Here is a 25,022-nt window from a genome sequence, read left to right as displayed (position 1 = left end):
GCGCCCGGCACGTCACCCAGCGGAGGGTCGGCGTGTCAGCGATCGACCTGCGTGAAGTCCCAGGAGTGGGCGGGCCGGGCCAGCAGCGTCGGCGGCGGTTCGGGCATCGAGCGGGGCGTGTTGCGCCACTTCGAGATGACCACCACCCGGTGGTCGGTGGAGGTGAAGACCTCACTGGACAGGTAGAGCGGATCGTGCCCGAACTCCGGCAGCGCGATGTCGCAGACCCAGTTCAGCAGGTCGTCGAAGCCGTACGGCTCGGCGCGCGCCTCCCACATCCGTACGATCACGTCGTCCGCCTCCTGCCCTCGCCTCGCCGCTGCCTCCGGTGCCGCTGTCTCCGCCTCGTCCGCGAAGGTTACCCGCTGATCCGGGTCAGTGGCATGGCCGAGTCGGCGGGCAGGTCGAGCCGGCTCGGCGCGACCCCGGCGGCGACCAGGTGCGAGCCGAGCGCGGCGACCATCGCGCCGTTGTCCGTGCACAGCTGCGGCCGGGGCACCCGGACCCGGACACCGTGTCGGGCGGCGCGCTCCTCGGCCATCGCCCGCAGTCGCGAGTTGGCGGCCACTCCCCCACCGACGACCAGCGTCTCCACGCCGTGCGACCGGCAGGCGTCCAGCGCCTTGGTGACCAGCACGTCGCAGACCGCCTCCTGGAACGACGCCGCCACGTCGGCGACCGGCACCGGCTCGCCGGCCCGCTGCCGGGCCTCCACCCAGCGGGCCACCGCCGTCTTCAGCCCGGAGAAGGAGAAGTCGTACCGGTGCGCGGCGAGGTCCTTGGCGGCGGTGAGGCCACGCGGGAAGGTGATCGCCGCCGGGTCGCCGGCCCGCGCCTCCCGGTCGACGTACGGGCCGCCCGGGAAGGGCAGGCCGAGCAGGCGGGCCACCTTGTCGAACGCCTCACCGGCCGCGTCGTCGATGGTCGCGCCGAGCGGTGTCACCCCCCGGGCCAGGTCGTCCACGAGCAGCAGCGAGGAGTGCCCGCCGGAGACCAGCAGGGCCACCGCCGGTTCGGGGAGCGGACCGTGCTCCAGGGTGTCCACCGCGACGTGCGCGGCGAGGTGGTTCACCCCGTACACCGGCTTCTCGGCGGCGAGCGCGTACCCCTTGGCGGCGGCCACGCCGACCAGCAGCGCCCCGGCCAGCCCGGGGCCGGAGGTGACCGCGATCGCGTCGATGTCGGCGAGGGTCACCCCGGCCTCGGCGAGCGCCCGGTCCATGGTGGGCACGATCGCCTCCAGGTGGGCCCGGCTGGCCACCTCGGGCACCACGCCGCCGAAGCGGGCGTGCTGCTCCACGCTGGAGGCGAGCGCGTCGGCGAGCAGGGTGTGCCCCCGGACGATACCCACCCCGGTCTCGTCGCAGGAGGTCTCGATGCCGAGGATCAGCGGTTCGTCTGCCATCGCGTGTCGTCAGTCCCTGGTGCGCCGCATGACCAGCGCGTCGGTGTTGGTCGGTTGGTAGTAGCCACGCCGGATACCGACCGGCTCGAAGTCGTACCCGGCGTAGAGCTTCTGGGCCGGGGCGTTGTCCACCGCGACCTCCAGCAGCACGTCGCGGACGCCCCGGGCGTCGGCCTCGGCGAGCAGCGCCACCAGCAGGGCCCGGCCGACCCCGCGCCGCTGGGCGTCCCGCCGGACCCCGATGGTCTGCACCCACGCCTCGTCCGGGGCGGCCACCGTGAGCCCGGCGTAGCCGAGCAGGTCGGCGCCCTCCGGACCGGTGGCGACGAGGTAGTGGTGCCGGTTGGCCAGTTCGTTCCAGAACATCGCCGCCGACCACTGCAGGGCGCCGAAGAGGTCGGCCTCGAGCGGCAGCACCGCCTCGATGTGCCACCAGCGGAACCGGTCGACGCGAACCGGCCGGTCGCCGGCCGGGCCGGCTGCGGTCACGGCAGCACCGACTTGCGGCCGGTGGCCGCCACCGCGTCCGGCCGGCGCAGGTAGAGCGGGACGAGCCGCTCACCGGGGGCGGCGGCCCGGACCCGTTCGGCGGCCAAGCCGGCCAGCGCGGCGGCCGACGGGTAGCGTGGCTCGGCCCGCAGCGGCAGCCCGAGCACGTCGGCGTAGCGGTGCGCGCCGTCGCCGACCATGGCGGTGGCGCCGAGGTCGCGGGCCCGCTCGGCGACGACCGCCGGCACGTCGACGTCCGGGCCGGCGATCCGCTCGCCCGCCCCGTCGTACACCGCCCAGTAGACCTCCCGGCGGCGGGCGTCGCTGGCGGCCAGCACCGGTTCACCGGCGGCTGCCGGGTGACCGACCGCGTCCAGCGAGCAGACACCGTACGTGGGCACGCCGAGCGCCTGCCCCATGGTGGCGGCGGTGACCAGCCCGACCCGCAGCCCGGTGAACGGGCCGGGCCCCAGCCCGGCGACGATCGCCCCCAGGTCGGCGCTGCGGGCGTGCACCTCGGCGAGAACCGCCGCGACCTGCGGTGCGAGCAGCTCTCCGTGGGCGCGCGCATCGACGGTGCGGCGCTGGGCCCGGATCGTGACACCGTCCGTCGCGATCTCCGCCAGCGCTGCGGTCACCGCCGGAGTCGAGGAGTCCACCACCAGTACGAGCACGTGCCCACCCTAGCCGGACCCGTGGCCGGCCCTCCGCCGACTCGGCCGCACTCCGGCCCCGCTCCGGCCGCCACCGGTCGGGCGACGACGGACGCGCCCGACCCGTGGCGGGTACGGCGGTTCAGCCGGCCGACCGCTCCCAGTCGACGGTGGGCAGGCCGGCGTCGGCGAGGGCCTTGTTGGCCGCGCTGAACGGGCGGCTGCCCAGGAAGCCACGCGGGTTCATCGGGCTCGGGTGACCGGCCTCCAGCACCACGTGCTGAGGGTTGGTGACCAGCGCGGCCTTCTTGCGGGCGTAGCCGCCCCAGAGCAGGAAGACCACCCGGTGATCCAGCGCGTCGAGGGCCCGGATGGTGGCGTCGGTGAACTCCTCCCAGCCGGAGTTGCCGTGCGAGCCCGGCGTCGCCTGCCGGACGGTCAGCACCGCGTTGAGCAGCAGCACCCCCTGCGCCGCCCAGCCGTCGAGGTTGCCGCTGCGCGGCTTCGGCACACCGAGGTCCTCGCTCAGCTCCTTGAAGACGTTGCGCAGCGACGGCGGGACACTCACCCCGTCCCGGACGCTGAAGCTGAGCCCGTGCGCCTGCCCGGCCTTGTGGTACGGGTCCTGACCGAGGATCAGCACCCGGCAGTCCTGCGGCGCGCAGAGCCGGTACGCGGAGAAGAGGTCCTCGACCGGCGGGAAGACCGTCTGGGTGGCGTACTCCCGGGCGACGAACTCGCTCAACGCGGCGGTCCGCGCCGGGTCGAGGTGCGGGGTGAGTACCGCCTGCCATCCCTCCGGCAACAGATCCAGCAGGTCCAGGGTCGGCACGTCGTCGGGCATGGGCCACCTTTCCGTCGAGCGGTCGGCTGTCCGACCGAGCAGATCGGCTCCTTCCTACCAGTACGGACCGACAGTCCCCACCGGCGGACCGGGGCCAGCCCGTCCACCTCGGCACCAGCGGTGGCGACGGCGCACTACGCTGCGGCCACCTCACGAAAGGACCCTGGATGCGCAAGACCCTGCTGCCGTTCCTGGCCGTCGCCCTGGTCACCGGGCTGGCCTGCGGTTCCGGCGGTGAGCGGGCGGATCAGACGTCCGTCCGAGGCGCGGCCGACCGTACCGCCGACGCGGACCACGACCGCACCGTCACCGAGCCGGCACCCGCCACCACGCGCAGCACCACCCCGGCCACGGTCGAACCGCTGACCTGCGGACAACTGAAGACCGCCCGACTCGGCAGCGCCAGCCAGCCCTACCAGGACCACACCGAGCCGATCCGGCTGCGCGACGGTCTGTGGTCCGAGGACGGCGTGGTCGTCCAGTTGCAGTGGCCGTGCGCGGTCGGCGAACTCACCGGCGACAACGCCGCCGACGCGGTGGTGCCGGTGCTGATGGACGGCGGTGGGACGGGCAAGTTCTGGCAGATCGCCCTGTTCCGCAACGTCGACGCCGAGCCGGCGTACCTGACCATGGTCGACATCGGGGACCGGACCCCGATCGAGAAGGTGACGATCAGTGCGCAACGGGTGAGGGTGGAGTTCCTGATGCGCCCCGAGGACCCGTCGTCGTCGGTGGACGTGGTCCGCCGTACCGCCGTGTACCAGCTCGACGGAAACAACCTCGTGGAGATCGGCTACTTCGACGGCCCCGCCTGACCGTCCCCGCGCCCCTGCCCACCCCGCTCCGGCCGCCGACCGTGAGGCTTCGGCAGGCCGGCCTGACGCCGGCCGACCACCGTTCGAGCCGTGCGCGGATCAGACGGGTGACAGGGTGGTGATGCGGGTGGGCCAGTCGCCACCCACCGGCACGAGTTCGGCCGTACGGGTGTCGTCGTCGTGGCGGTCGAGGCGGATGTGCAGGTGCGACTCGGTCAGGTGCTCGGCCAGGCCCTCGCCCCACTCGACGACCGTCACCGAGTCGTCCAGCGAGGCGTCCAGGTCGAGATCGTCGATCTCCGCGCGCGGATCGGTGGCGTCGCCCAGGCGGTACGCGTCGGCGTGCACCAGGCCGACCGTGCCACCGCGCGCCGGGTCGGGCCGGTGCACCCGGGCGATCACGAAGGTCGGCGAGGTGATGTCGCCGAGCACGCCGAGGCCCGCGCCGATGCCCTGGGTCAGCGCGGTCTTGCCGGCGCCCAGCGGCCCGGTGAGCAGCACCAGGTCACCGGCGCGGAGCAGCCCGGCGAGCCGGCGGCCGAAGGCGTGCGTGTCGGCCCGGGTGGGCAGCTCCACGACGACCGACACCGTTCCTCCACCGCGCCCACCGCTCACAGTCTCTCCAGGAAGTCCATCAGGGCGGCGTTGACCTCGTCCGCGTGCTCCAGCATCACCACGTGCCCGCTGTCCGGGATCCGGACGAACTCGGCGTGCGGCAGCCGGCGCACGATCTCCTCGGAGTGGGTCACCGGAGTGATCATGTCCTTCTCCCCGGCGACCACGAGTACCGGGGTGCCGGCCAGCGCGACCAGCGCCGGGTAGCGGGCGTGGGTCGCCAGGGTACGCAGGTAGCGGGTGACCGTGTCGGCCGAGGTCAGGGAGTTCATCCGCTCCACGTACGACACCAGGGCCGGGCTCGGCTGCGGCGTGCCGAAGCCGTACCGGCGGGTGAGCAGCCAGGCGACGTTCGAGGTGGACCGGCGGGCCCGGTCGATGATCATGCCCCCGTACCGGGTGGTGGTGTTGGCCATGTAGAGCACCGGCGGGCCGACCCGACCGAGCAGCGCCGGGGCGACCAGCTTGGTCTCGGCGAGCAGTCCACCGGAGGTGGCCATCAGCACCGTGCCGACCACCCGGTCGCCGAACATCTCCGGGTACAGCTCGGCGAACGCCATGATGGTCATGCCGCCCATCGAGTGCCCCACCAGTACCAGCGGGCCCTCCGGGGTGGTCCGGTCGATGACCCGGCGCAGGGCGTGACCGAGCGCGGTGAGGTCGTACTCGCCGCTCTCCAGCGTGCCGGAGCGCCCGTGGCCGGGCTGGTCGTACGCGACGACGCGGTGCTCACCCCGCTCGGCGAGCGCCTTGCGCTGGAAGTGGAAGGTGCCCATGTCCAGGCAGAAACCGTGCACCAGGACGACGGTGGGCCGCCCGGCGACCGGACGGGTCGGCTCGACCACCTCCACGTGCAGGTCGGTGCCGTCGGGCAGTTCCATCCGGAACGACTCGTCGTGCCGGAGCTGGCCGAAGAACTCGTCGGCGTACCGGTCGGTGGGGTCGGCCTTGTACCGCCGGACCAGGGCCCGCTCGGTGGCCACCCCCGCGGCGAGCCCGGCGGCGGCCACCCCGACGGCCGCGCCGACCAGGCCGGCGACCTTCCCGGCGGCGGTACGTGGTCGGGGCACCCGGTTGAGCAGGGAGGTCATGTCCGCTCGCCGTCGTACACCCGGCTGACCCGGCAGCCGCCGAACCGGGTGACGATCTCGTAGTTGATGGTGCCGACCGCCTCGGCCCAGTCGTCGGCGGTGGGCTCGCCGTCGGCGCCGCTGCCGAAGAGGACCGCCACGTCGCCCGCCGCCACCGGATCGTCCCCACAGTCGATCATGATCTGGTCCATGCAGACCCGGCCGGCGATGGTCCGGTTCCGTCCGGCGAGCCGGACCGGGCCGACGTTCGAGGCGTGCCGGGGCACCCCGTCGGCGTAGCCGGCCGGTACCAGGGCCAGCGTGGTCTCCCGGTCGGTGGTGTAGGTGTGCCCGTACGACACGCCCGTCCCGGCCGGCACCCGCTTGGTGAGAGCCACCCGGGCCCGAGCGGTCATGGCGGGACGCAGGCCGTGCCGCTCGCCGACCACCGGGGAGAGACCGTAGACCGCCAGGCCGGGCCGGACCAGGTCGAAGTGGGTGTCGGGCCGGGTCAGGGTGGCCGCCGAGTTGGCCAGGTGCCGGTGCCGGGGGCGCAGCCCGGCCCGCTCGGCCATGGCCAGCCCCTCGTGGAAGACCGCGATCTGCCGGTCGATGGTCGGGTGTCCGGGCAGGTCGGCGTAGGCGAAGTGACTCCAGACGCCGACCACCTCGACCAGACCGTCGGCCTGGGCCTTCGCGGCGGCCTCCAGCAGTGCCGGCCAGTCGGCGACGGTCGCCCCGTTACGGGAGAGCCCGGTATCGATCTTGAGGTGCAGCTTGACCGGTCGTGCCGCCCGCCGGGCGGCGGCGGTCATCTCGTCGAGCTGGTCGGTGCTGGCGGCGGAGAGGTCGACGTCGGCCGCCACCCCCTCGTGCAGCGGCAGTCCGGGGCTGAGCAGCCAGGCCAGCACCGGCGCGGTGACCCCGGCCCGGCGCAGGGTGAGCGCCTCGTCCAGGGTGCAGACGCCCAGCCAGGTCGCCCCGGCGTCGAGCGCCGCGCGGGCCGCCGGGACCATGCCGTGCCCGTACCCGTCGGCCTTCACCACCGCCATCAGCTCGGCGCTGGTGCCGGAGCGCAGTAACGCCACGTTCTCCCGGATGGCGTCAAGATCAACCCGTACCTCGGCCTGCCACATGCTCCCAGCCTACTGACCACGGTGATCAGCGTGCTCGAGCGCCGCTGAGGGAATTCCGGACGATCCGCCCGCCGCGCCCCGGGTCGCCGCCGGGTCAGCCGAGCCCGGCCAGCACCGGGCGGAGCGCGGCGGCCACGTCGGTCGCGGTGACCGGGCCGTGCCGGGCCGCCTCCCGGCCGGCCAGCCCGTGCAGGTACGCGGCCAGCGAGGCGGCCCGCTCGGCCGGCAGTCCGGCGGCGAGCAGCGAACCGAGCAGACCGGCCAGCACGTCGCCGGTGCCACCGGTGGCCAGCGCCGGGGTGCCGGTCGGATTGACGTACGCCTGCCCGGCCGGCGTGCCGATCACCGTGCGGTTCCCCTTGAGCAGCACCACCGCGTTCATCCAGGCGGCCAGGCGCAGCGCCGCGCCGACCCGGTCGGCCCCCGGCTCCTCCCCGCAGAGCCGGGCGTACTCCCGGTCGTGCGGAGTCACCACGATCGGCGCGTCCCGTCCGCGCAGCCGGTCGGCCATCGAACCGTCGACCAGCATGGTCAGCGCGTCCGCGTCGAGCACCACCGGCACCGGCGCGGCGAGCACGGTACGCAGTTCGGCGAGGGCCTGCGCACCGGTGCCGAGGCCCGATCCGCAGACCCAGGCCTGCACCCGCCCGGCGTCGGCCACCCGCCCGGTGGCGATCACCGACGGATGGTGGTGCAGCACCTCGGCGGCGGCGGTGCCGGCGTACCGGACCAGGCCGGTCGGCCCGGCGAGCGCCCCGGCGACGGAGAGGACGGCCGCGCCCGGGTAGGTGGCCGATCCGGTGGCCACCCCCACCACGCCCCGGTTGTACTTCTCCGATCCCGGGCCGAGCCGGGGCCAGTCGTCGCGCACGTCGGTGACCTCGGTGACGTGCAGTGCCGGAGTGCCGCGCAGCCAGGGCTCCAGCCCGATGTCGACCAGCTCGACCTGACCGGCGTACGCCACCGCCTCCCCCACGACCAGGGCCGGCTTGAGCGCGCCGAAGGTCACCGTCACGTCGGCGCGCAGCGCGCCCGGCCGTCCGGCGGCGTCGTACGGTACGTGCCCGGTGTCGGCCGCGACCCCGCTGGGCACGTCCACCGCGAGCACGGTGGCCCGCCCGCCGTCCCGGCCCCGGACCGCCCCGAGCCGCTCCACCAGCCGCGCCGCCGGCTCCCGGAGCCCGCCGCTGCCGCCGATCCCGACGATGCCGTCGAGCACCAGGTCGGCCCGGACCGGCAGGTCGTCGACGGTCCGGCCGCCGGCGGCCCGCAACGCGGCGAGCCCGGCGGCGTGCGCCCGCCCGGGGACGAGCAGCAGCGCCTCGACCGCCGCGCCCCGGCGGGCCAGGTGCGCCCCGGCGAAGAGGGCGTCCCCGCCGTTGTCGCCGCTGCCGACCAGCAGCAGCACCCGACCGCCGTACACGCCGCCCCGGTCGGCCAGGAGCAGCGCGCAGCGCCGGGCCAGCCCGGCGGCGGCCCGCGCCATCAGGGTGCCCGCCGGCAGGGTGGCCATCAGCCCCGCCTCCGCCGCCCGTACGTCACCGACCCGCCACACCGGCCTCATGCCTACCCCATCCTGTCGGTTCAGGACGCCCCGCTGCGGTCCGGCGCGAGGCGCGAAGCACACCGTCGGGCACCAACCCTAGCGGCGCGGAGGGTAGCCGCCGGCCCAGCTGCGGGCAATCCCTGTGGACAGCGCCCGGGTCCGTCCAGCGCCGGTTGTCCACAGGCGGTTCCGCGACCGTCCCGCCGGACCTAGCGTCGGCGGCACGTCGGGTCGTCGAGCGGGAGGTGCCGGGTGGACGGAGCACGTGGATCGGGCGGGCCGCCGCTGACCGTCGACCTGCCGGCGCTGCGCACCGCCGCCGGCCGGCTCGCCGACGAGGCGTACCCGCTGGGGCACGGGCTGGCCGGGGTGTCCGGGCTGAGCCCGTCCGAGCCCCGGTGGCACAGCACCCGGGCGCTGTCCGACCTGGAGTCGGCGACGCACACCTGGTTCGGGCGGCTCGGCGCCCGGCTGGCCGACACCGCGACGGCGGTCCGCACCGCCGCCGACCGGTATGCCGCGAGCGACGAACGGGCCGCCCGCCGGCTGCCCGTTCCGGGCCGGTGAGCGGCTACGCGCGGCTCTGGACGACCGACCCGGCGAGCTGGGATCGGGCCGGCAACGCCTGGCGGGGTGTCGGCGCCCTGGTTGACCGCCGGGCCGCCGGGCTCTCGGCCGGGGCCGCCGGGCTCCGGGACGCCTGGGCCGGCCCCGCCGCCGGGGCGGCCGGTGACCGGATCACCGGTCTCCGTGCCGAGCTGCTCTCGGTCTCCCCGGTGCCGATCGAGGTCGACCAGATCCTCGCGGAGTTCGCCACCCGGCTCCGCCGCGCCCGGGCCCGACTGGCCGGCACGGTGGCCCGGATCGACGCGGCCGGGCTCGGGGTCGACCGGGACGGGCGGGTCACCGTGCCCGCCACCGCCCCCGTTCCGCCCGCCGCCGCCCCGGGTCGGGAGACCGGGCCGACCCCGGGCCGGCTCACCCGGCCGGTGGACCGGTCGGCCGAGGCGGCCCGCCTCGCGGCGGAGATCGGCGACGCGCTCGCCCTGGCCGACGCGGCCGACCGGGAGGCGACGGCCCGGCTCGGCGAGCTGGCCGCCGCCGCGCGCTCCGGTTGGGTGACGCCGCCGCCCGCGTACCGGCCGCCACCGGGAGCCGACCCGGCGCTGGTCCGGCGCTGGTGGGACGGGCTGACCCCGGCCCAACGCCGCTGGCTGGTGGGGCACGAGCCGGCCCGGGTCGGCCGGCTGGACGGGGTGCCCGCGACCGCCCGGGACCAGGCGAACCGGCTCCTCCTCGACGACCACCGGGAACGGCTCCTGGCCCGGCGGCGGGAGCTGCTGCGGCGGGTGCCTCCGGGGCCGGCGCAGCTGGCCGGGGTGGCCCGGCTCGACGCCACGCTGGCCGGGCTGGCCACGCTCACCGACCGGCTGGCCGCGCCGGGCACGGCCGACGCGCCACGGGCGTACCTGCTCGGCCTGGACCCGGCCGGCGACGGGCGGGCGGTGGTCGCGCTCGGCAACCCGGACCGCGCCGACCGGGTGCTCACCTATGTGCCCGGGATGACCGCCGACCTCGCCGACGCCGACGGCGAACTCGGCCGGGCGGCCCGGGTCGCGGCCCGCGCCACCGCGCTCGATCCGGGCGGGGAGACCTCGGCGGTGCTCTGGCTCGACTACGACGCCCCGGACTTCGTCCACGAGGCGTACCGGGCCCGGCAGGCCGAGGACGCCGCCGCCGGGCTGCACCGCTTCCAGGAGGGACTACGCCTCACGCACGAGGGACCGCCGGCCCGGCAGACCGTCCTCGGGCACAGCTACGGATCGCTGGTGGTCGGCGCCGCCGCCCGGGAGCACGGCCTGGCCGCCGACGCCCTGGTCTTCGTCGGCTCCCCGGGGGTCGGCGTGGAGCACGCCGCCGAGCTGCGCCTGCCGCCCGGCCGGGTCTGGGCGAGCACCGCCGACGACGACGTGATCGGCCTGGTCCGGCCGCCGGTCGAGGTGGCCGGCCGGGCGGCGGTCGGCGCGGTCCTGCCCTGGTTGGCCGGGGACGTGGTCGGGCGGCCCGACGACGACCTCTGGTTCGGCCGTGACCCGACCGACCCGGGCTTCGGCGGACGGGTCTTCCCCAGCGGCCGGTACGGCCACACCGGCTACTGGGAGCCGGCCAACCCCGCCCTGGACGGCATGGCCCGCATCGTGCTGGGACGCTGACGGCCCCCTCCCGCAGACGACGGAAGGGGGCCGGGGACGGCGGAGCGGCTACTCGACGGTGACCGACTTGGCCAGGTTGCGCGGCTGGTCGACGTCGTGCCCCCGGGCGGCGGCGATCTCGGCGGCGAGCACCTGCAACGGCACGGTGGTCATCAGCGGCGCCAGCAGCGTCGGGGTGCGCGGCACGTAGATCAGGTGGTCGGCGTACGGGACGACGCCCTGGTCGCCCTCCTCGGCGATCACGATGGTCCGGGCTCCCCGGGCGCGGACCTCCTGGATGTTCGAGACGACCTTGTCGTGCAGCATGCCCCGGCCGACCGGGGACGGGACGATGCAGATCACCGGGGTGCCCTTGTCGATCAGCGCGATCGGGCCGTGCTTCAGCTCACCGGCGGCGAACCCCTCGGCGTGCATGTACGCCAGTTCCTTGAGCTTGAGCGCGCCCTCCAGGGCGACCGGGTAGCCGACGTGCCGGCCGATGAAGAGGACGGTCGGCTCCGCCTTCAGGTCGCGGGCCAGTTCCCGGACCGGTTCGATCCGGCCGAGCAGCTCGCGCAGCTTGTCGGGCATCTGGTGGAGCTGCTCCACCACGGCGGCCACCTCGTCGGCGAACTTGACCCCGCGCACCTGGGCGAGGTGCAGACCGATCAGGTAGCAGGCGACGAGCTGGGTGAGGAACGCCTTGGTGGAGGCGACCGCGATCTCCGGCCCGCCGTGGGTGTAGAGCACAGCGTCGGACTCGCGCGGGATGGTGGAGCCGTTGGTGTTGCAGATGGCCAGGACCCGGGCCTTCTGCTCCTTGGCGTGCCGCAGCGCCATCAGGGTGTCCATCGTCTCGCCGGACTGCGAGATCACCACGATCAGCGTGGACCGGTCGAGGACCGGATCGCGGTAACGGAACTCGCTGGCCAGCTCCACCTCGCAGGGGATCCGGGTCCAGTGCTCGATGGCGTACTTGGCGACCAGACCGGAGTGGTAGGCGGTGCCGCAGGCGACGATGAAGATCTTGTCGACGTCGCGGAGATCCTGGTCGCTGAGGCGTACCTCGTCGAGCATGATCTCGCCCGTCTCGGTGAGCCGACCGAGCAGCGTGTCGGCGACCGCCTGCGGCTGCTCCTCGATCTCCTTGAGCATGAACCAGTCGTAGCCGCCCTTCTCGGCGGCGGAGGCGTCCCAGTCGATGTGGAAGTCCTTGCCACTGGCCGGGCGACCGTCGAAGTCGGTGATCTCGATGCTGTCCGGGGTGATCAGGACGATCTGGTCCTGCCCCAGCTCGACCGCCTCCCGGGTGTGCTCGATGAACGCGGCGACGTCGCTGGCCAGGTAGTTCTCCCCGGCGCCCCGGCCGACCACCAGGGGCGAGTTGCGTCGGGCACCGACCACCGCGCCGGGCACCCGGGCGTCCACCGCGAGCAGCGTGAACGCCCCCTCCAGACGCTGGCACACCGCCCGCATCGCGGCGGTGAGGAGCGCCGGGCCGTCCGGCTCACCGGCGGACCGCAGCTCGGCCAGCGCGGCGGCAAGCAGGTGGGCGGCGCACTCGGTGTCGGTGTCACTGAGGAAGGTGACGCCCTCGTTCTCCAGCTCGGCGCGGAGCTTGGCGAAGTTCTCGATGATGCCGTTGTGGATCACCGCGACCCCGCTGTCCGGGGACTGGTGCGGATGGGCGTTGCGGTCGGTCGGACCGCCGTGGGTGGCCCAACGGGTGTGGCCGATGCCGGTGGTGCCGTTGTCGATGCCGACCTCCCGGCAGCCGGTCGGGTCCGCGCTGACCCGCTCGGCCAGCACCTTCTCCAGGTTGGCCAGCTTGCCGGCCTTCTTCTCGGTCAGCAGCTCGTCCGCGCAGACGACCGCGACGCCTGCCGAGTCGTAACCGCGGTACTCCAGCCGCCGGAGCCCGTCGAGCACGATGCCGAGCGCCGGGCGCGCGCCGGCGTAACCCACGATTCCACACATGAACCGCAGCCTAACCCAGCTTCACTCACCACGCTTGCGCAGAACGGGGGTTATCGCTCACCGAAGTTGAGCGATCAGCCCGCATCACCAGACATAAAGGGGCAAAACGCTTCCACCGTCACGGCCGGTAGCGGGGGCGTGCGGGGCCGCCGACAGCCCGTAGGCTGACCGGCGTGACGACGACCACGAATGCCGACGCGCCCACGGATCCACTGGTGGCCCGGATGCGTCCGTTCGGCACCACCATCTTCGCCGAGATGTCCGCCCTGGCCGTGCGGACCGGCGCGGTCAACCTCGGGCAGGGCTTCCCGGACAGCGACGGGCCCCCGGAGATGCTGGCCGCCGCCGTCGACGCGCTCCGTGGCGGCCAGAACCAGTACCCGCCCGGTCCGGGCATTCCGGCGCTCCGCACCGCGATCTCCGCCCACCAGCGCCGCTTCTGGGGCCTGGAGTACGACCCGGACGGCGAGATCGTGGTCACCGCCGGTGCCACCGAGGCGATCGCGGCGGCGATCCTCGCCCTCTGTGAGCCCGGGGACGAGGTGGTCTGCTTCGAGCCGTACTACGACTCGTACGCGGCGTCGATCGCGCTGGCCGGAGCGGTCCGCCGGCCGGTGACCCTGCGCCCGGACGCCGACGGCCGGTACGCCTTCGACCCGGACGCGCTGCGCGCCGCGTTCGGCCCCCGGACCCGGCTGGTCCTGCTCAACTCCCCGCACAACCCCACCGGCAAGGTCTTCACCCCCGACGAGCTGCGCCTGGTCGCCGACCTGTGCCAGGAACACGACGTGTACGCGGTGACCGACGAGGTCTACGAGCACCTCGTCTTCACCGGCACCGGGCACGTCCCGCTGGCCACCCTGCCCGGCATGCGCCAGCGCACGCTGCGGATCTCCTCGGCCGGCAAGACGTTCTCCTGCACCGGCTGGAAGATCGGCTGGGCGAGCGGCCCGGCGGCGCTCGTCTCCGCGCTGCTCCGGGTGAAGCAGTTCCTCACCTTCGTCAACGCCGCTCCGCTGCAACCGGCGGTCGCGGTGGCGCTGGCTCTGCCGGACAGCTACTTCACCGGATTCGCCGACGACCTGCGGCAGCGTCGGGACCAGCTGGTCGGCGGGCTCGCCGGAGCGGGCTTCGACGTACTGACCCCGGAGGGGACGTACTTCGTCACCGCCGACATCACCCCGCTCGGCGGGACCGACGGCGTCGACTTCTGCCGCGCACTGCCGGAGCGCTGCGGCGTGGTGGCCGTCCCCACCCAGGTCTTCTACGACGACGTCGCCGCCGGCCGCCCGCTGATCCGGTTCGCCTTCTGCAAGCGACCGGAGGTACTCACCGAGGCGGTCGCCCGCCTGCGCACCCTGGCCACCTAGACCCCACCGGGTCCCCGTCGTCGACCCGGCGCACGGCGTGTCGGGGGCTCCGATCGCTCGGACACCCCGACACGCCGCACCAAGGTCGGGTCGGCGGGGGACGGTCAGGAGGCGGGGCTGGCCGCCCGGACCTCGGCGGCGATGCGCTCGGCGACCTCCTGCGCGACCTGCTGGGTGGCGGCCTCGACCATCACCCGCACCAGCGGCTCCGTGCCGGAGGGGCGCAGCAGCACCCGGCCGGTCTCGCCCAGCTCCGCCTCGGCCCGCGCGACCTCGGCGAGCACCCCCGGCGCGCCCGCGCCGACCGTCCGGTCGCCCACCGGCACGTTGATCAGCACCTGCGGCAGCCTGGTCAGCACGGCGGCCAGCTCGGCCAGGCTACGGCCGGTCGCCGCCATCCGGGACATCAGGTGCAGCCCGGTCAGCACGCCGTCGCCGGTGGTCGCGAACGCCGGCATGACGATGTGCCCGCTCTGCTCCCCGCCCAGGGCGAGACCGGAGGCGCGCAGTTCCTCCAGGACGTACCGGTCGCCGACCTTGGTCTCGATCAGCCGGATGCCCTCGGCGGACATGGCCAGGCGCAGGCCCAGGTTGCTCATCACCGTGGCGACCAGGGTGTCCTCGGTGAGCGTGCCGGCGTCCCGCATGGCCAGCGCGAGGATCGCCATGATCTGGTCGCCGTCCACCTCGTCGCCGTCGGCGCTCACCGCGACGCAGCGGTCGGCGTCGCCGTCGTGGGCGATGCCGAGGTGCGCGCCGTGCTCGACCACGGCGGCGCACAGGGCGTCGATGTGGTTCGAGCCGCAGTCGTCGTTGATGTTGAGCCCGTCCGGCTCGGCGTTGATCGCGATGACCTCGGCGCCCGCCTCCCGGTAGGCGACCGGGGCCACCTCGGAGGCCGCCCCGTTGGCGCAGTCCACCACGACCTTGATCCCGTCGAGCCGGTGCGGCACCGTGCCGATCAGGTGCTGCACGTAGTGGTCGGCCCCGTCCAGCAGGTCGTGAACCCGGCCGATCCCGGCGCCGGTGGGCCGGTCCCAGGCGGTGGTGGCGTTCGCCTCGACCGCGCCCTCGATCTGGATCTCGATGTCGTCCGGCAGCTTGTGCCCGCCGGCCGCGAAGAGCTTGATGCCGTTGTCGGGCATCGGGTTGTGCGACGCGGAGAGCATCACACCCAGGTCCGCCTTGGCCTCGGCGGTCAGGTACGCCACCGCCGGGGTGGGCAGCACGCCGACCCGTACGACGTTGGCCCCGGCGCTGGTCAGCCCGGCCACCACCGCGGCCTCCAGCATCTCGCCGCTGGCCCGCGGGTCCCGCCCGACGACCGCCAGCGGCGGGTGGCTGCGGTCCGACTCGGCGAGGGTATGCGCGGCGGCCACCGCCACCCCCAGTGCCAGTTCGGGTGTGAGGTCGACGTTCGCCCGCCCGCGTACACCGTCCGTGCCGAACAACCGACCCATACCCGCAACCTCCAGAAACGGCCACTGCCTGAGAGAACTGGTGGAGAAAGCGGAACGGCCGGTCCACCTCCCCGGGAATCGAGGGGAGGCGGACCGGCCGTCCGTCAGACGTACAAGGTGAAGACGCTGATCAGCGCTTCGAGTACTGCGGCGCCTTGCGGGCCTTCTTGAGACCGTACTTCTTGCTCTCCTTGACCCGGGCGTCACGGGTGAGGAAGCCGGCCTTCTTCAGCGCCGGACGGTCGTCCGGCTCGCTGACGATCAGCGCTCGGGCGATGGCCAGCCGCAGCGCGCCGGCCTGGCCGGTGGTGCCGCCACCGCGCAGGTTGGCGATCACGTCGAAGGCCTCGGGCTTCTCGGCGGTGACCAGCGGGTCCTTGATGAGCTGCTGGTGCACCTTGCTCGGGAAGTAGGCCTCAAGGTCGCGACCGTTGCAGGTGATCTTGCCGCTGCCGGGGACGATGCGCACCCGGACGATGGCCTCCTTGCGACGGCCCACGGTCTGGATCGGGCGGTCACCACGGGGCGCGCGGGCGACGGGTGCCGGCGCCTCGGTGGCGTCGACGCCGACCTCGGTCTCGGTGATGTCGGTCATGCTGCTTCCTTCGCCCGCGCTCACTGCGCGATCTGCTTGATCTCGAACGGCACCGGCTGCTGCGCGGCGTGCGGGTGCTCGGCGCCGGCGTAGACCTTCAGCTTCTTGATCAGCTGACGGCCGAGCTTGTTGTGCGGCAGCATGCCCTTGACGGCCAGCTCGATGGCGCGCTCCGGACGCTTGGTCAGCAGCTCGTCGTAACCGACCTGCTTCAGACCACCGGGGTAGCCGGAGTGGCGGTAGGCGATCTTCTGCTGCCGCTTGTTGCCGGTCAACGCGACCTTGCCGGCGTTGACGACGACGACGAAGTCGCCCGTGTCGACGTGCGGCGCGAAAGTCGGCTTGTGCTTACCACGCAGCAACGTGGCGGCGTGGGTGGCCAGGCGGCCCAGCACGACATCAGAGGCGTCGATGACGTGCCACTGACGCTCGATCTCACCCGGCTTCGGGCTGTACGTACGCACAGGTCTACCTTGTCTCGTCGTCGGTCTGGGGTCGCGCGCCGAGGTGACCAGGGGTTCCGGGCCGGACCAGCGCGCACGAACGACCAAGCGTACCTGAAGCGGTACGCCGCTGAATGTCGTACAACAGCAGGCAACGATACCCGGCGGCCGACGCGCGGGTCAAAACGGGGTCGACGTCGCCCGCCGACCGGCCGCAATGTGGCATTGATCACACCCCGGCGAGCCGGCTCCCCGGCCGCAGGTAGAACAGCCAGGTCACCAGCAGGCACAACGCGTAGCAGCCGATGAACGCCAGGTACGCGGCGTCCGCGCTCTGCCAGGTCAGGAAGGACTGCCGGAAGGCGATGTTCACCAGCACCCCGCCGGAGGCCCCCACCGCCCCGGCGATGCCGATCAACGCCCCGGTGAGCCGCCGCGCCCGGCGCTCGGCCGCCACCGCGTCCAGCCGTCCCTCGGCCACCTCGGCGGCCGCCCGGGACCGGAAGATCGCCGGAATCATCTTGTACGTCGAGCCGTTGCCGATCCCGCTGGTCACGAAGAGGGCCAGGAAGCCGGTCAGGTAGAGCGGGAGCGACCGCTCGCGGGCGGCGTACAGCACCAGCGCCGCGCCGCCGGCCATCGCGGCGAAGTTCCAGAAGGTCACCCGGGCGCCGCCGTGCCGGTCGGCGAGCTGGCCACCGACCGGCCGGATCAGCGAGCCGACCAGCGGCCCGAGGAAGGTCAGCCAGGCCGCGTCGACCGGGGTGGCGAAGCGGTCGGCGAACTCGATCTGGAGCACCTGGCCGAAGGCGAAGCCGAACCCGATGAACGAGCCGAAGGTGCCGATGTAGAGCAGGGACATCACCCAGGTGTGCGGTTCGCGGGCGGCCTGGCGCAGCGCCCCCGGCTCGTTGCGCGCGGCGGGGACGTTGTCCAGCCAACGGGCCGCGGCCAGCGCTGCCAGCACGATCAGCGGCAGGTAGACCGCCGGCACCAGCCGGGGGTGCGCGGCCCCGGCGGTGGCCAGCACCGCCAGTCCGACCAGCTGCACCGCCGGTACCCCCAGGTTGCCACCCCCGGCGTTGAGGCCGAGCGCCTTACCCTTGAGCCGCTCCGGGAAGAAGAGATTGATGTTCGCCATCGAGGAGGCGAAGTTGCCGCCACCGACGCCGGTGAGGCAGGCCAGCACCATCAGGGTGGGGAACGACACGCCCGGTTCGAGCAGCACCGCCATCGGCACCGCCGGCACCAGCAGCAGCAGCGCGCTGACGATGGTCCAGTTCCGCCCACCGAACCGGGCCACCGCCAGGGTGTACGGCAGCCGCAGCACCGCCCCCAGCGCGGCCGGCACGGCGGTGAGCAGGAACTTGCCGGCGGGGTCGATGCCGTACTCGGGACCGAGGAAGAGCACGGTCACCGACCAGAGGCTCCACACCGAGAACCCCACGTGTTCGGCGAGGATCGACACCCACAGGTTGCGCCGGGCGATCCTCGCCCCGGTGGTGCGCCAGAACTCCGGATCCTCCGGACGCCAGTCGTCGAGCCGGTGCCGGCGGCCCGGCCTCGCGGGGGTGTCGGTGACCGGTGCGGTGGAGAAGAGGGCGCTCACGCCACGGCTCCTTCTCGTCTCGGGGCGGGACGCAGGAGACGCTAGCCGCCCGGCGTTACCCGCCGGTGCCCGTCGCGGGTCGTCGCGGATACCGGCGGCGCACCGACCGTGCGGACCTGCCGTGAGACCGGGAGGTTCCCGACGACGTCCCTGCTCGGCGCGGGGTGCGGTGGCCCCGGGCGTCGATCGGCGCCGATCCGCTGCCCCGGCCCGGTGTGAGCGGCTCTTGACAGGGCCGAAACAAACGGGACCCGGCACGGAAACCGCCCGCCGGCACGCTTTGCCGACATGACAGACGGTGCACGGGCCGCGACCCCACCGGGACACGCGTCCCGCGAGGCGGCCACGCACTGCCCGTACTGCGCTCTCCAGTGTGGAATGGTGCTGAGCGAACGGGACGGGCGGACCGAGGTGCTGCCCCGCGACTTCCCCACCAACCGTGGCGGCCTGTGCCAGAAGGGCTGGACCGCCGCCGAACTGCTCGACCACCCGGAGCGGCTGACCACCCCGCTGCTGCGCGGCCCGGACGGGCGACTGGCCCCGGCGACCTGGGCCGAGGCGTACGCCCGGATCCGCACCGGGGTCCGCGACATCCAGGCCGCGCACGGCCGGGACGCGGTCGCGGTCTTCGGTGGCGGCGGGCTGACCAACGAGAAGGCGTACGCGCTCGGGCGGTTCGCCCGGGTCGCGCTGCGCACCCGCATGATCGACTACAACGGACGCTTCTGCATGTCCTCGGCGGCGGCGGCCGGAATGCGCGCCTTCGGTATCGACCGGGGCCTGCCCTTCCCCCTGGCCGACCTGGGCCACGCCGACACCCTGCTGCTGGTCGGGGCGAACCCGGCCGAGACCATGCCCCCGCTCGCCCGGTACCTCACCGAGCAGCGTGAGCGCGGCGGACGGCTGATCGTCGTCGACCCCCGGGTCACCGCCACCGCCCGCCTGGCCGACCTGCACCTGCAACCGCTGCCCGGCACCGACCTGGCGGTGGCGAACGCGCTGCTGCACATCGCGCTGACCGAGGGCTGGGTGGACCGGGAGTACGTGGCCGCCCGCACCGAGGGCTTCGACGCGGTCCGCCGGATCGCGGCGGGCTGGTGGCCGGCGCGCGCCGAGCGGCTCTCCGGCGTACCCGTGGCCGACCTGGAGGCGGCGGCACGGGCGCTGGGCACCGCGCGGACCGCGATCATCCTCACCGCCCGGGGCGCGGAGCAGCACGCCAAGGGCGTCGACACGGTCACCGCCTTCGTCAACCTGGCGCTCGCCCTGGGCCTGCCCGGTCGCCCCGGCTCCGGGTACGGCTGCCTGACCGGGCAGGGCAACGGCCAGGGTGGACGCGAGCACGGACAGAAGGCCGACCAGCTGCCCGGATACCGGCGGATCGACGACCCCGCCGCGCGGGCGCACGTGGCCGCCGTCTGGGGGGTGGACCCCGACGAGCTGCCCGGTCCCGGGGTGTCCGCGTACGAACTGCTCGACTCCCTCGGCACCCCGACCGGCCCCCGGGCGCTGCTGGTCTTCGGCTCCAACCCGGTGGTCTCCGCGCCCCGGGCGGTCCGGATCGAGCGCCGGCTGCGCGATCTGGACCTGCTGGTGGTGGCCGACTTCCTGCTCTCGGAGACGGCCGCCATCGCCGACGTGGTGCTGCCCACCGCCCAGTGGGCCGAGGAGGACGGCACGATGACCAACCTGGAGGGTCGGGTGCTGCGCCGCCGGGCGCTCCGCGAGCCACCGCCGGGCGTCCGCACCGACCTGCGCATCCTCGCCGACCTCACCACCTCCCTCGCGCCCACCGCGCTTACCGCGCCCACCGCGGATCCCCGGGTGGTGTTCGCGGAGCTGCGACGGGCCTCGGCCGGCGGGACGGCCGACTACGCCGGAGTCACCTGGGAGCGGATCGACGCCACCGACGGGGTCTTCTGGCCCTGCCCGGACGAGGACGGGCCGGACACGCCGCGCCTGTTCGCCGACCGCTTCGCGACGCCCAACGGCCGGGCCCGGTTCCACCCGGTCGAGCACCGCCCGGCGGCCGAGGAGGTGTGCGCCGAGTACCCGCTCCACCTGACCACCGGGCGGGTACTGGCGCACTACCAGTCCGGCACCCAGACCCGGCGGGTCGGCGCGCTGCGGCGGACCGCCCCCGACCCCTTCGTCGAGCTACACCCCGACCTGGCCGCCCGGCTCGGGATCGGGGACGGGGAGGAGGTGCGGGTCAGCTCCCGCCGGGGCGAGTTCCGGGCGTCGGCGCGGATCACCGCGACGATCCGCCCGGACACCCTCTTCGCGCCGTTCCACTGGGGCGGGGCCGGCCGGGTCAACTCGGTGACCAACGACGCCCTCGACCCGGTCTCCCGGATGCCGGAGTTCAAGACCTGCGCGGTCCGGGTGGAGAAGGTGATGCCGTGACCAGCCGGGTCGTGATCGTCGGGTACGGCATGGCCGGTGCCCGCCTCGCCACCGAACTGCACGCCCGCCCCGGCGGGCGGACGGTCACCGTGTTCGGGGCGGAGCCGCACCGGGCGTACAACCGGATCATGCTCTCCACCCTGCTCGCCGGGAAGGTCGACGAGCCCGACGTGGAGCTGACCGACCTGGCCGGGCAGGCCGCGGAGGTCCGGACCGGCACGGCGGTCACCGCGATCGACCGGGCCACCCGTACGGTCCGGACCGACACCGGCGAGCAGATCGGGTACGACCACCTCGTCCTCGCCACCGGCAGCCGGGCCGTGGTGCCGCCGCTGGCCGGGCTGGACCCCGACCGGCTCCCGGACCGGGTGGTGCCGTTCCGCACCCTGGAGGACTGTCGGCGGATCCTGGCCGCCGCCCGGGACGCCCGGACCGTGCTGGTGCTCGGGGGCGGCCTGCTCGGGCTGGAGGCGGCCCGGGGGCTGGCCGCCCGGGGCCTCGACGTGCACGTGGTGCACCCGGTCGGCCACCTGATGGAACGCCAGCTCGACCCGGCCGCCGGGGCGGTGCTCGCCGACACCCTGGCCCGCCTCGGGGTGCGTACCCACCTGGGGGTGTCGGCGACGGGGGTGGCCGCCGGCCCCGGCCGGGTCCGTCTCGACCTGGCCGACGGTCGCACGCTCGACGGCGACCTGCTGGTCCTCGCCTGCGGGGTACGCCCGGACACCGCCCTCGCCTCGGCGGCCGGACTCACGGTGGAGCGGGGTGTCGTGGTCGACGACCGGCTGCGCACCGACGATCCGCACGTCTCCGCGATCGGCGACTGCGCCCAGCACGACGGCGTGGTCGGCGGTCTGGTCGCCCCGGCCTGGGCCCAGGCCCGGGTGGTGGCCCGACTGCTGACCGGCGAGGACACCCTCGACCGGTACCGGCCCCCGCCGGGGGTGACCCGGCTCAAGGCGGCCGGGATCGACCTGGCCGCGATGGGCGAACTGCCCTCGGGTTCCCCGGGGACTGCGGGGCGGTGCGAGGAGCTGACCTTCGCCGATCCGGCCCGGGGCACGTACGCCCGGTTGCGGATCGTCGACGACCGGCTGACCGGGGCGATCCTGCTCGGCGACAACCCGAGCGTCGGCACGGTGATCCAACTCTTCGACCGGGGCGGCCCGGTCCCCGCCGACCGGCGGGCACTGTTGCTCGGACGGACGGTCGACGGCCCGGCCGGCGGGGCGGAACCGGCGGTGACCCCGGCGCTGATGCCGGACGCCACGACGGTCTGCCGGTGCAACGCGGTGAGCAAGGCGGACCTGGTCGGCTGCTGGCGGGCCGGTGCGCGTTCGCTGGTCGGGGTGGTCACCGCCACCCGGGCCGGCACCGGCTGCGGGAGCTGCCGGGACGCGGTCGCCGGAGTCGTCGACTGGCTGGCCGGGGTGGACCCGGTGGAGGTGACGCGGTGAGAACTGACCTGACGGACACGGGGAACGGGACGGGCGACGACACGACGTCCGGAGGCCGGCTGGTGGTGGTCGGCAACGGGATGGTGGGTCAGCGTCTGGTGGAGGCGCTGCGGTCCCGGGACACCGCCGGACGCTGGCGGGTCACGGTGCTCGCCGAGGAGCACCGGCCGGCGTACGACCGGGTGCGGCTCTCGGCGTTCCTCGACGGCGTGGACGCCGACGAGTTGAGCCTGCACACCCCGGACGACGGGGTCGAGCTGCGGCTGGGCGAACCGGTCACGGCGGTCGACCGGGCCCGGCGGGTGGTGACCACGGTCGGGGGCGAGTACCCGTACGACGCGTTGGTGCTGGCCACCGGCTCGTACGCGTTCGTGCCGCCGGTGGACGGCACGGAGCTGCCCGGGGTCTTCGTCTACCGGACGCTGGACGACCTGGAGGCGATCCGGGAACACGCCCGGGGTCGACGGGTCGGCGCGGTGATCGGCGGCGGGCTGCTCGGTCTGGAGGCGGCGAACGCGCTGCGCCTGCTCGGGCTGGACACCCACGTGGTCGAGTTCGCGCCCCGGCTGATGCCCGTCCAGGTCGACGAGGCGGGTGGGGCGATGCTCCGACGCTACGTCGACGAGCTGGGGGTGCGTACCCATCTCGGGGTGGCCACCACCGCGCTGCGCCCCGGACCGGACGGCACCGTCGCCGGCCTCGTCCTCTCCGACGGCAGCGCGGTCGACGCGGAGCTGGTGGTGGTCGCCGCCGGCGTCCGCCCCCGCGACGAGCTGGCCCGCACGGCCGGGCTGCCGGTCGGGCCGCGCGGCGGCGTGCTGGTCGACGCCGCCTGCCGGAGCACCGGCGACGAACGGATCTGGGCGGTCGGCGAGTGCGCGGCGGTCGACGGGACCTGCTACGGCCTGGTCGCCCCCGGCTACGCGATGGCCGAGGTGGTGGCCGACCGGCTGCTCGGCGGGACGGCCCGTTTCCCCGGCGCGGACACCGCGACGAAGCTGAAGCTGCTCGGGGTCGACGTGGCGTCGTTCGGCGACGCGCACGGGGTCACCCCGGGCTGCCTGGACGTGACGGTCACCGACCCGGCCACCCGGGTCTACGCCAAGCTGGTCCTCTCCGACGACGCGACCACCCTGCTCGGTGGGGTGCTGGTCGGTGACGCGAGCGCGTACCCGACGCTGCGGGCGAGTGTCGGCGGCCCGCTGCCGGCTCCGCCGCTGACGCTGCTCGCGCCGGCCGGGGAGGGGGCGACCGGCGGGGTGGCCACGCTCCCCGCCGCCGCGCAGGTCTGCTCCTGCAACGCGGTGACGCGCGGGCAGGTGGACGCGGCGATCGCCGACGGCTGCGCGGACGTGCCCGCGCTGAAGTCGTGCACCCGGGCCGGCACCAGCTGCGGTTCCTGCGTGCCGCTGCTCAAGCAGTTGCTCGACGCGGCCGGGGTGGTCCAGTCGCGGGCGCTCTGCGAGCACTTCGACGTCAGCCGCCGGGAACTGTTCGAGATCGTCCGGGTCCGGGGCATCCGGACCTTCTCGCAGCTCGTCGCCGAGCACGGGCGCGGCCGGGGCTGCGACATCTGCAAGCCCGTGGTCGCCTCGATCCTCGCCTCGCTCGGCGGCGGGTACGTGCTCGACGGCGAGCAGGCGTCGTTGCAGGACACCAACGACCACGTCCTGGCGAACCTGCAACGGGACGGCAGCTACTCGGTGGTGCCCCGGATCCCGGGGGGCGAGATCACCCCGGAGAAGCTGATCGTGATCGGTGAGGTGGCCCGCGACTTCCACCTCTACACCAAGATCACGGGTGGGCAGCGGATCGACCTGTTCGGCGCCCGGGTGGACCAGTTGCCGGCGATCTGGCGGCGGCTCGTGGACGCCGGTTTCGAGTCCGGCCACGCGTACGGCAAGGCGCTGCGCACGGTGAAGTCCTGCGTCGGCGAGACCTGGTGCCGGTACGGGGTGCAGGACTCGGTCGGGCTCGCGATCGCGCTGGAGCTGCGCTACCGGGGCCTCCGGGCACCCCACAAGATCAAGTCGGCGGTCTCCGGGTGTGCCCGGGAGTGTGCCGAGGCCCGCAGCAAGGACTTCGGCGTCATCGCCACCGAGACCGGCTGGAACCTCTACGTCGGCGGCAACGGCGGATTCCGCCCCCGGCACGCCGACCTCTTCGCCACCGACCTGACCACCGCGGAGCTGGTCACCTACGTCGACCGGTTCCTGATGTTCTACGTCCGCACCGCCGACCGGCTGCAACGCACCGCCGCCTGGATCGAGGCGATGGACGGCGGGCTCGACCACCTCCGCGCGGTGATCGTCGAGGACTCGCTCGGGCTGGCCGCCGAACTCGACGCGGCGATGGCCCGGCACGTCGGGTCGTACTCGGACGAGTGGCGGGACACCCTCGCCGACCCGGACCGGCTGCGCCGCTTCACCTCCTTCGTCAACGCGCCGGACGTCCCCGACCCGTCCATCACCTTCACCGAGGAGCGGGGCCAGCCCGTGCCGGCGGTGGCCGGACGGCAGCCGGTCGTCCTGGGCCTGCCAGCGGTACGGCGATGAGCGGGGCGCACGGCTGGACCCCGGTCTGCGGATACGACCGGCTGGAGCCCGACCGGGGCGTGGCCGCCCTGGTCGACGGGGTGCAGGTCGCCCTCTTCCGGACCGTCGACGGACTGTTCGCCCTGGACAACCGCGACCCGGTCTCCGGCGCGTACGTGCTCTCCCGGGGCCTGGTGGGCAGCCGCGACGGGATGCCCACCCTCGCCTCCCCACTGCACCGGCAGGTGTACGACCTGCGTACCGGCGACTGCCTCGACCGCCCCGGGGCAGCCGTGACCCGGCACGACGTGCGCTGCCGCGACGGTGTCGTCGAGGTACGGCTGACCGTCGCGGCCGGCGGCGTCCCCGCGCGGGCCGGGGCGGACCCGGAGGCCGGGGTCCGGGC

At 74.4% G+C, this 25,022-nt stretch carries 21 protein-coding genes and 1 pseudogene; 8 read left to right on the top strand and 14 right to left on the bottom strand.

The window, feature by feature from the left end; all coding sequences use genetic code 11:
* Positions 1-35: 35 nt before the first annotated feature.
* From AB0F58_RS08960 to ung, 5 genes are all read right to left on the bottom strand, one after another.
* Complete coding sequence (locus AB0F58_RS08960) at positions 36-290, bottom strand: hypothetical protein (protein WP_357140029.1); 255 nt, start codon at positions 288-290, stop codon at positions 36-38.
* A gap of 68 nt (positions 291-358) precedes the next feature.
* Entirely contained in the window at positions 359-1,405 is a 1,047-nt protein-coding gene (gene tsaD / locus AB0F58_RS08955) for a tRNA (adenosine(37)-N6)-threonylcarbamoyltransferase complex transferase subunit TsaD (RefSeq protein WP_357140026.1), read from the bottom strand.
* A gap of 9 nt (positions 1,406-1,414) precedes the next feature.
* The gene (gene rimI, locus AB0F58_RS08950) at positions 1,415-1,894 is read right to left on the bottom strand and encodes a ribosomal protein S18-alanine N-acetyltransferase (RefSeq protein ID WP_357140023.1); all 480 of its coding nucleotides are present in this window, start codon (positions 1,892-1,894) and stop codon (positions 1,415-1,417) included.
* Positions 1,891-2,568 carry a tRNA (adenosine(37)-N6)-threonylcarbamoyltransferase complex dimerization subunit type 1 TsaB gene (gene tsaB, locus AB0F58_RS08945; RefSeq protein WP_357140020.1) on the bottom strand — a complete coding sequence of 226 codons (678 nt, stop codon included), beginning with the start codon at positions 2,566-2,568 and terminating at the stop codon, positions 1,891-1,893. The genes rimI and tsaB overlap by 4 nt, the downstream gene beginning before the upstream one ends.
* 121 nt (positions 2,569-2,689) lie before the next feature.
* Positions 2,690-3,391, bottom strand: coding sequence for a uracil-DNA glycosylase (gene ung, locus AB0F58_RS08940; RefSeq protein WP_357140017.1), 702 nt, complete (start codon positions 3,389-3,391; stop codon positions 2,690-2,692).
* A gap of 167 nt (positions 3,392-3,558) precedes the next feature.
* Here ung and AB0F58_RS08935 point away from each other — a divergent pair, with 167 nt between their 5' ends.
* Positions 3,559-4,206 (top strand): hypothetical protein, encoded by a 648-nt coding sequence (locus AB0F58_RS08935; RefSeq protein ID WP_357140015.1) that lies wholly within the window; start codon positions 3,559-3,561, stop codon positions 4,204-4,206.
* 99 nt (positions 4,207-4,305) lie between these two features.
* Here AB0F58_RS08935 and tsaE read toward each other — a convergent pair whose 3' ends face one another.
* From tsaE to AB0F58_RS08915, 4 genes are all read right to left on the bottom strand, one after another.
* A complete protein-coding gene (gene tsaE / locus AB0F58_RS08930) occupies positions 4,306-4,794 on the bottom strand; it encodes a tRNA (adenosine(37)-N6)-threonylcarbamoyltransferase complex ATPase subunit type 1 TsaE (RefSeq protein WP_357140012.1) in 489 nt (162 codons plus the stop codon).
* Positions 4,795-4,817: 23 nt separating this feature from the next.
* Positions 4,818-5,912, bottom strand: coding sequence for an alpha/beta hydrolase (locus AB0F58_RS08925; protein WP_357140009.1), 1,095 nt, complete (start codon positions 5,910-5,912; stop codon positions 4,818-4,820).
* Positions 5,909-7,027 carry an alanine racemase gene (alr, locus tag AB0F58_RS08920; RefSeq protein ID WP_357140006.1) on the bottom strand — a complete coding sequence of 373 codons (1,119 nt, stop codon included), beginning with the start codon at positions 7,025-7,027 and terminating at the stop codon, positions 5,909-5,911. The genes AB0F58_RS08925 and alr overlap by 4 nt, the downstream gene beginning before the upstream one ends.
* A gap of 94 nt (positions 7,028-7,121) precedes the next feature.
* The gene (locus tag AB0F58_RS08915) at positions 7,122-8,591 is read right to left on the bottom strand and encodes an NAD(P)H-hydrate dehydratase (protein ID WP_357140003.1); all 1,470 of its coding nucleotides are present in this window, start codon (positions 8,589-8,591) and stop codon (positions 7,122-7,124) included.
* A 234-nt stretch (positions 8,592-8,825) separates the two neighbouring features.
* Here AB0F58_RS08915 and AB0F58_RS08910 point away from each other — a divergent pair, with 234 nt between their 5' ends.
* Together AB0F58_RS08910 and AB0F58_RS08905 are read left to right on the top strand one after the other, a co-directional pair.
* A complete protein-coding gene (locus AB0F58_RS08910; protein WP_357140000.1) occupies positions 8,826-9,140 on the top strand; it encodes a hypothetical protein in 315 nt (104 codons plus the stop codon).
* The gene (locus AB0F58_RS08905) at positions 9,137-10,786 is read left to right on the top strand and encodes an alpha/beta hydrolase (protein WP_357139996.1); all 1,650 of its coding nucleotides are present in this window, start codon (positions 9,137-9,139) and stop codon (positions 10,784-10,786) included. The genes AB0F58_RS08910 and AB0F58_RS08905 overlap by 4 nt, the downstream gene beginning before the upstream one ends.
* 48 nt (positions 10,787-10,834) lie before the next feature.
* Here AB0F58_RS08905 and glmS read toward each other — a convergent pair whose 3' ends face one another.
* Entirely contained in the window at positions 10,835-12,742 is a 1,908-nt protein-coding gene (gene glmS, locus AB0F58_RS08900) for a glutamine--fructose-6-phosphate transaminase (isomerizing) (protein WP_357139994.1), read from the bottom strand.
* A 173-nt stretch (positions 12,743-12,915) separates the two neighbouring features.
* On the opposite strand from glmS, the gene AB0F58_RS08895 reads away from it, so the two are divergent.
* Positions 12,916-14,112 carry a pyridoxal phosphate-dependent aminotransferase gene (locus tag AB0F58_RS08895; RefSeq protein ID WP_357139992.1) on the top strand — a complete coding sequence of 399 codons (1,197 nt, stop codon included), beginning with the start codon at positions 12,916-12,918 and terminating at the stop codon, positions 14,110-14,112.
* Between the two features lie 104 nt (positions 14,113-14,216).
* Here the strand turns inward: AB0F58_RS08895 and glmM are convergent, their stop codons facing one another.
* From glmM to AB0F58_RS08875, 4 genes are all read right to left on the bottom strand, one after another.
* Entirely contained in the window at positions 14,217-15,572 is a 1,356-nt protein-coding gene (gene glmM / locus AB0F58_RS08890; RefSeq protein ID WP_357139989.1) for a phosphoglucosamine mutase, read from the bottom strand.
* Between the two features lie 130 nt (positions 15,573-15,702).
* On the bottom strand, positions 15,703-16,167 hold the full coding sequence (gene rpsI, locus AB0F58_RS08885) for a 30S ribosomal protein S9 (protein ID WP_088982095.1): 465 nt from the start codon (positions 16,165-16,167) through the stop codon (positions 15,703-15,705).
* 20 nt (positions 16,168-16,187) lie between these two features.
* Complete coding sequence (gene rplM / locus AB0F58_RS08880) at positions 16,188-16,631, bottom strand: 50S ribosomal protein L13 (RefSeq protein ID WP_357139987.1); 444 nt, start codon at positions 16,629-16,631, stop codon at positions 16,188-16,190.
* A gap of 208 nt (positions 16,632-16,839) precedes the next feature.
* Complete coding sequence (locus AB0F58_RS08875; RefSeq protein WP_357139985.1) at positions 16,840-18,219, bottom strand: nitrate/nitrite transporter; 1,380 nt, start codon at positions 18,217-18,219, stop codon at positions 16,840-16,842.
* Positions 18,220-18,507: 288 nt separating this feature from the next.
* On the opposite strand from AB0F58_RS08875, the gene AB0F58_RS08870 reads away from it, so the two are divergent.
* The 4 genes and pseudogenes from AB0F58_RS08870 to nirD form a co-directional block, all read left to right on the top strand.
* The gene (locus AB0F58_RS08870; protein WP_357139983.1) at positions 18,508-20,625 is read left to right on the top strand and encodes a molybdopterin oxidoreductase family protein; all 2,118 of its coding nucleotides are present in this window, start codon (positions 18,508-18,510) and stop codon (positions 20,623-20,625) included.
* Entirely contained in the window at positions 20,622-22,082 is a 1,461-nt protein-coding gene (locus AB0F58_RS08865) for an FAD-dependent oxidoreductase (protein ID WP_357139980.1), read from the top strand. The genes AB0F58_RS08870 and AB0F58_RS08865 overlap by 4 nt, the downstream gene beginning before the upstream one ends.
* The gene (nirB, locus tag AB0F58_RS08860; protein ID WP_357139977.1) at positions 22,079-24,637 is read left to right on the top strand and encodes a nitrite reductase large subunit NirB; all 2,559 of its coding nucleotides are present in this window, start codon (positions 22,079-22,081) and stop codon (positions 24,635-24,637) included. Before AB0F58_RS08865 ends, nirB begins: the two co-directional genes overlap by 4 nt.
* Positions 24,634-24,960: pseudogene (gene nirD, locus AB0F58_RS08855) on the top strand (nitrite reductase small subunit NirD); the annotation flags it as partial. The gene nirB and the pseudogene nirD, both read left to right, overlap by 4 nt.
* Positions 24,961-25,022: the final 62 nt, after the last annotated feature.

Origin of the sequence: Micromonospora sp. NPDC023956 (assembly GCF_040639195.1) — a bacterium.
GTDB lineage: Bacteria > Actinomycetota > Actinomycetes > Mycobacteriales > Micromonosporaceae > Micromonospora.
This window is presented reverse-complemented; position numbering and strand designations above follow the sequence as displayed.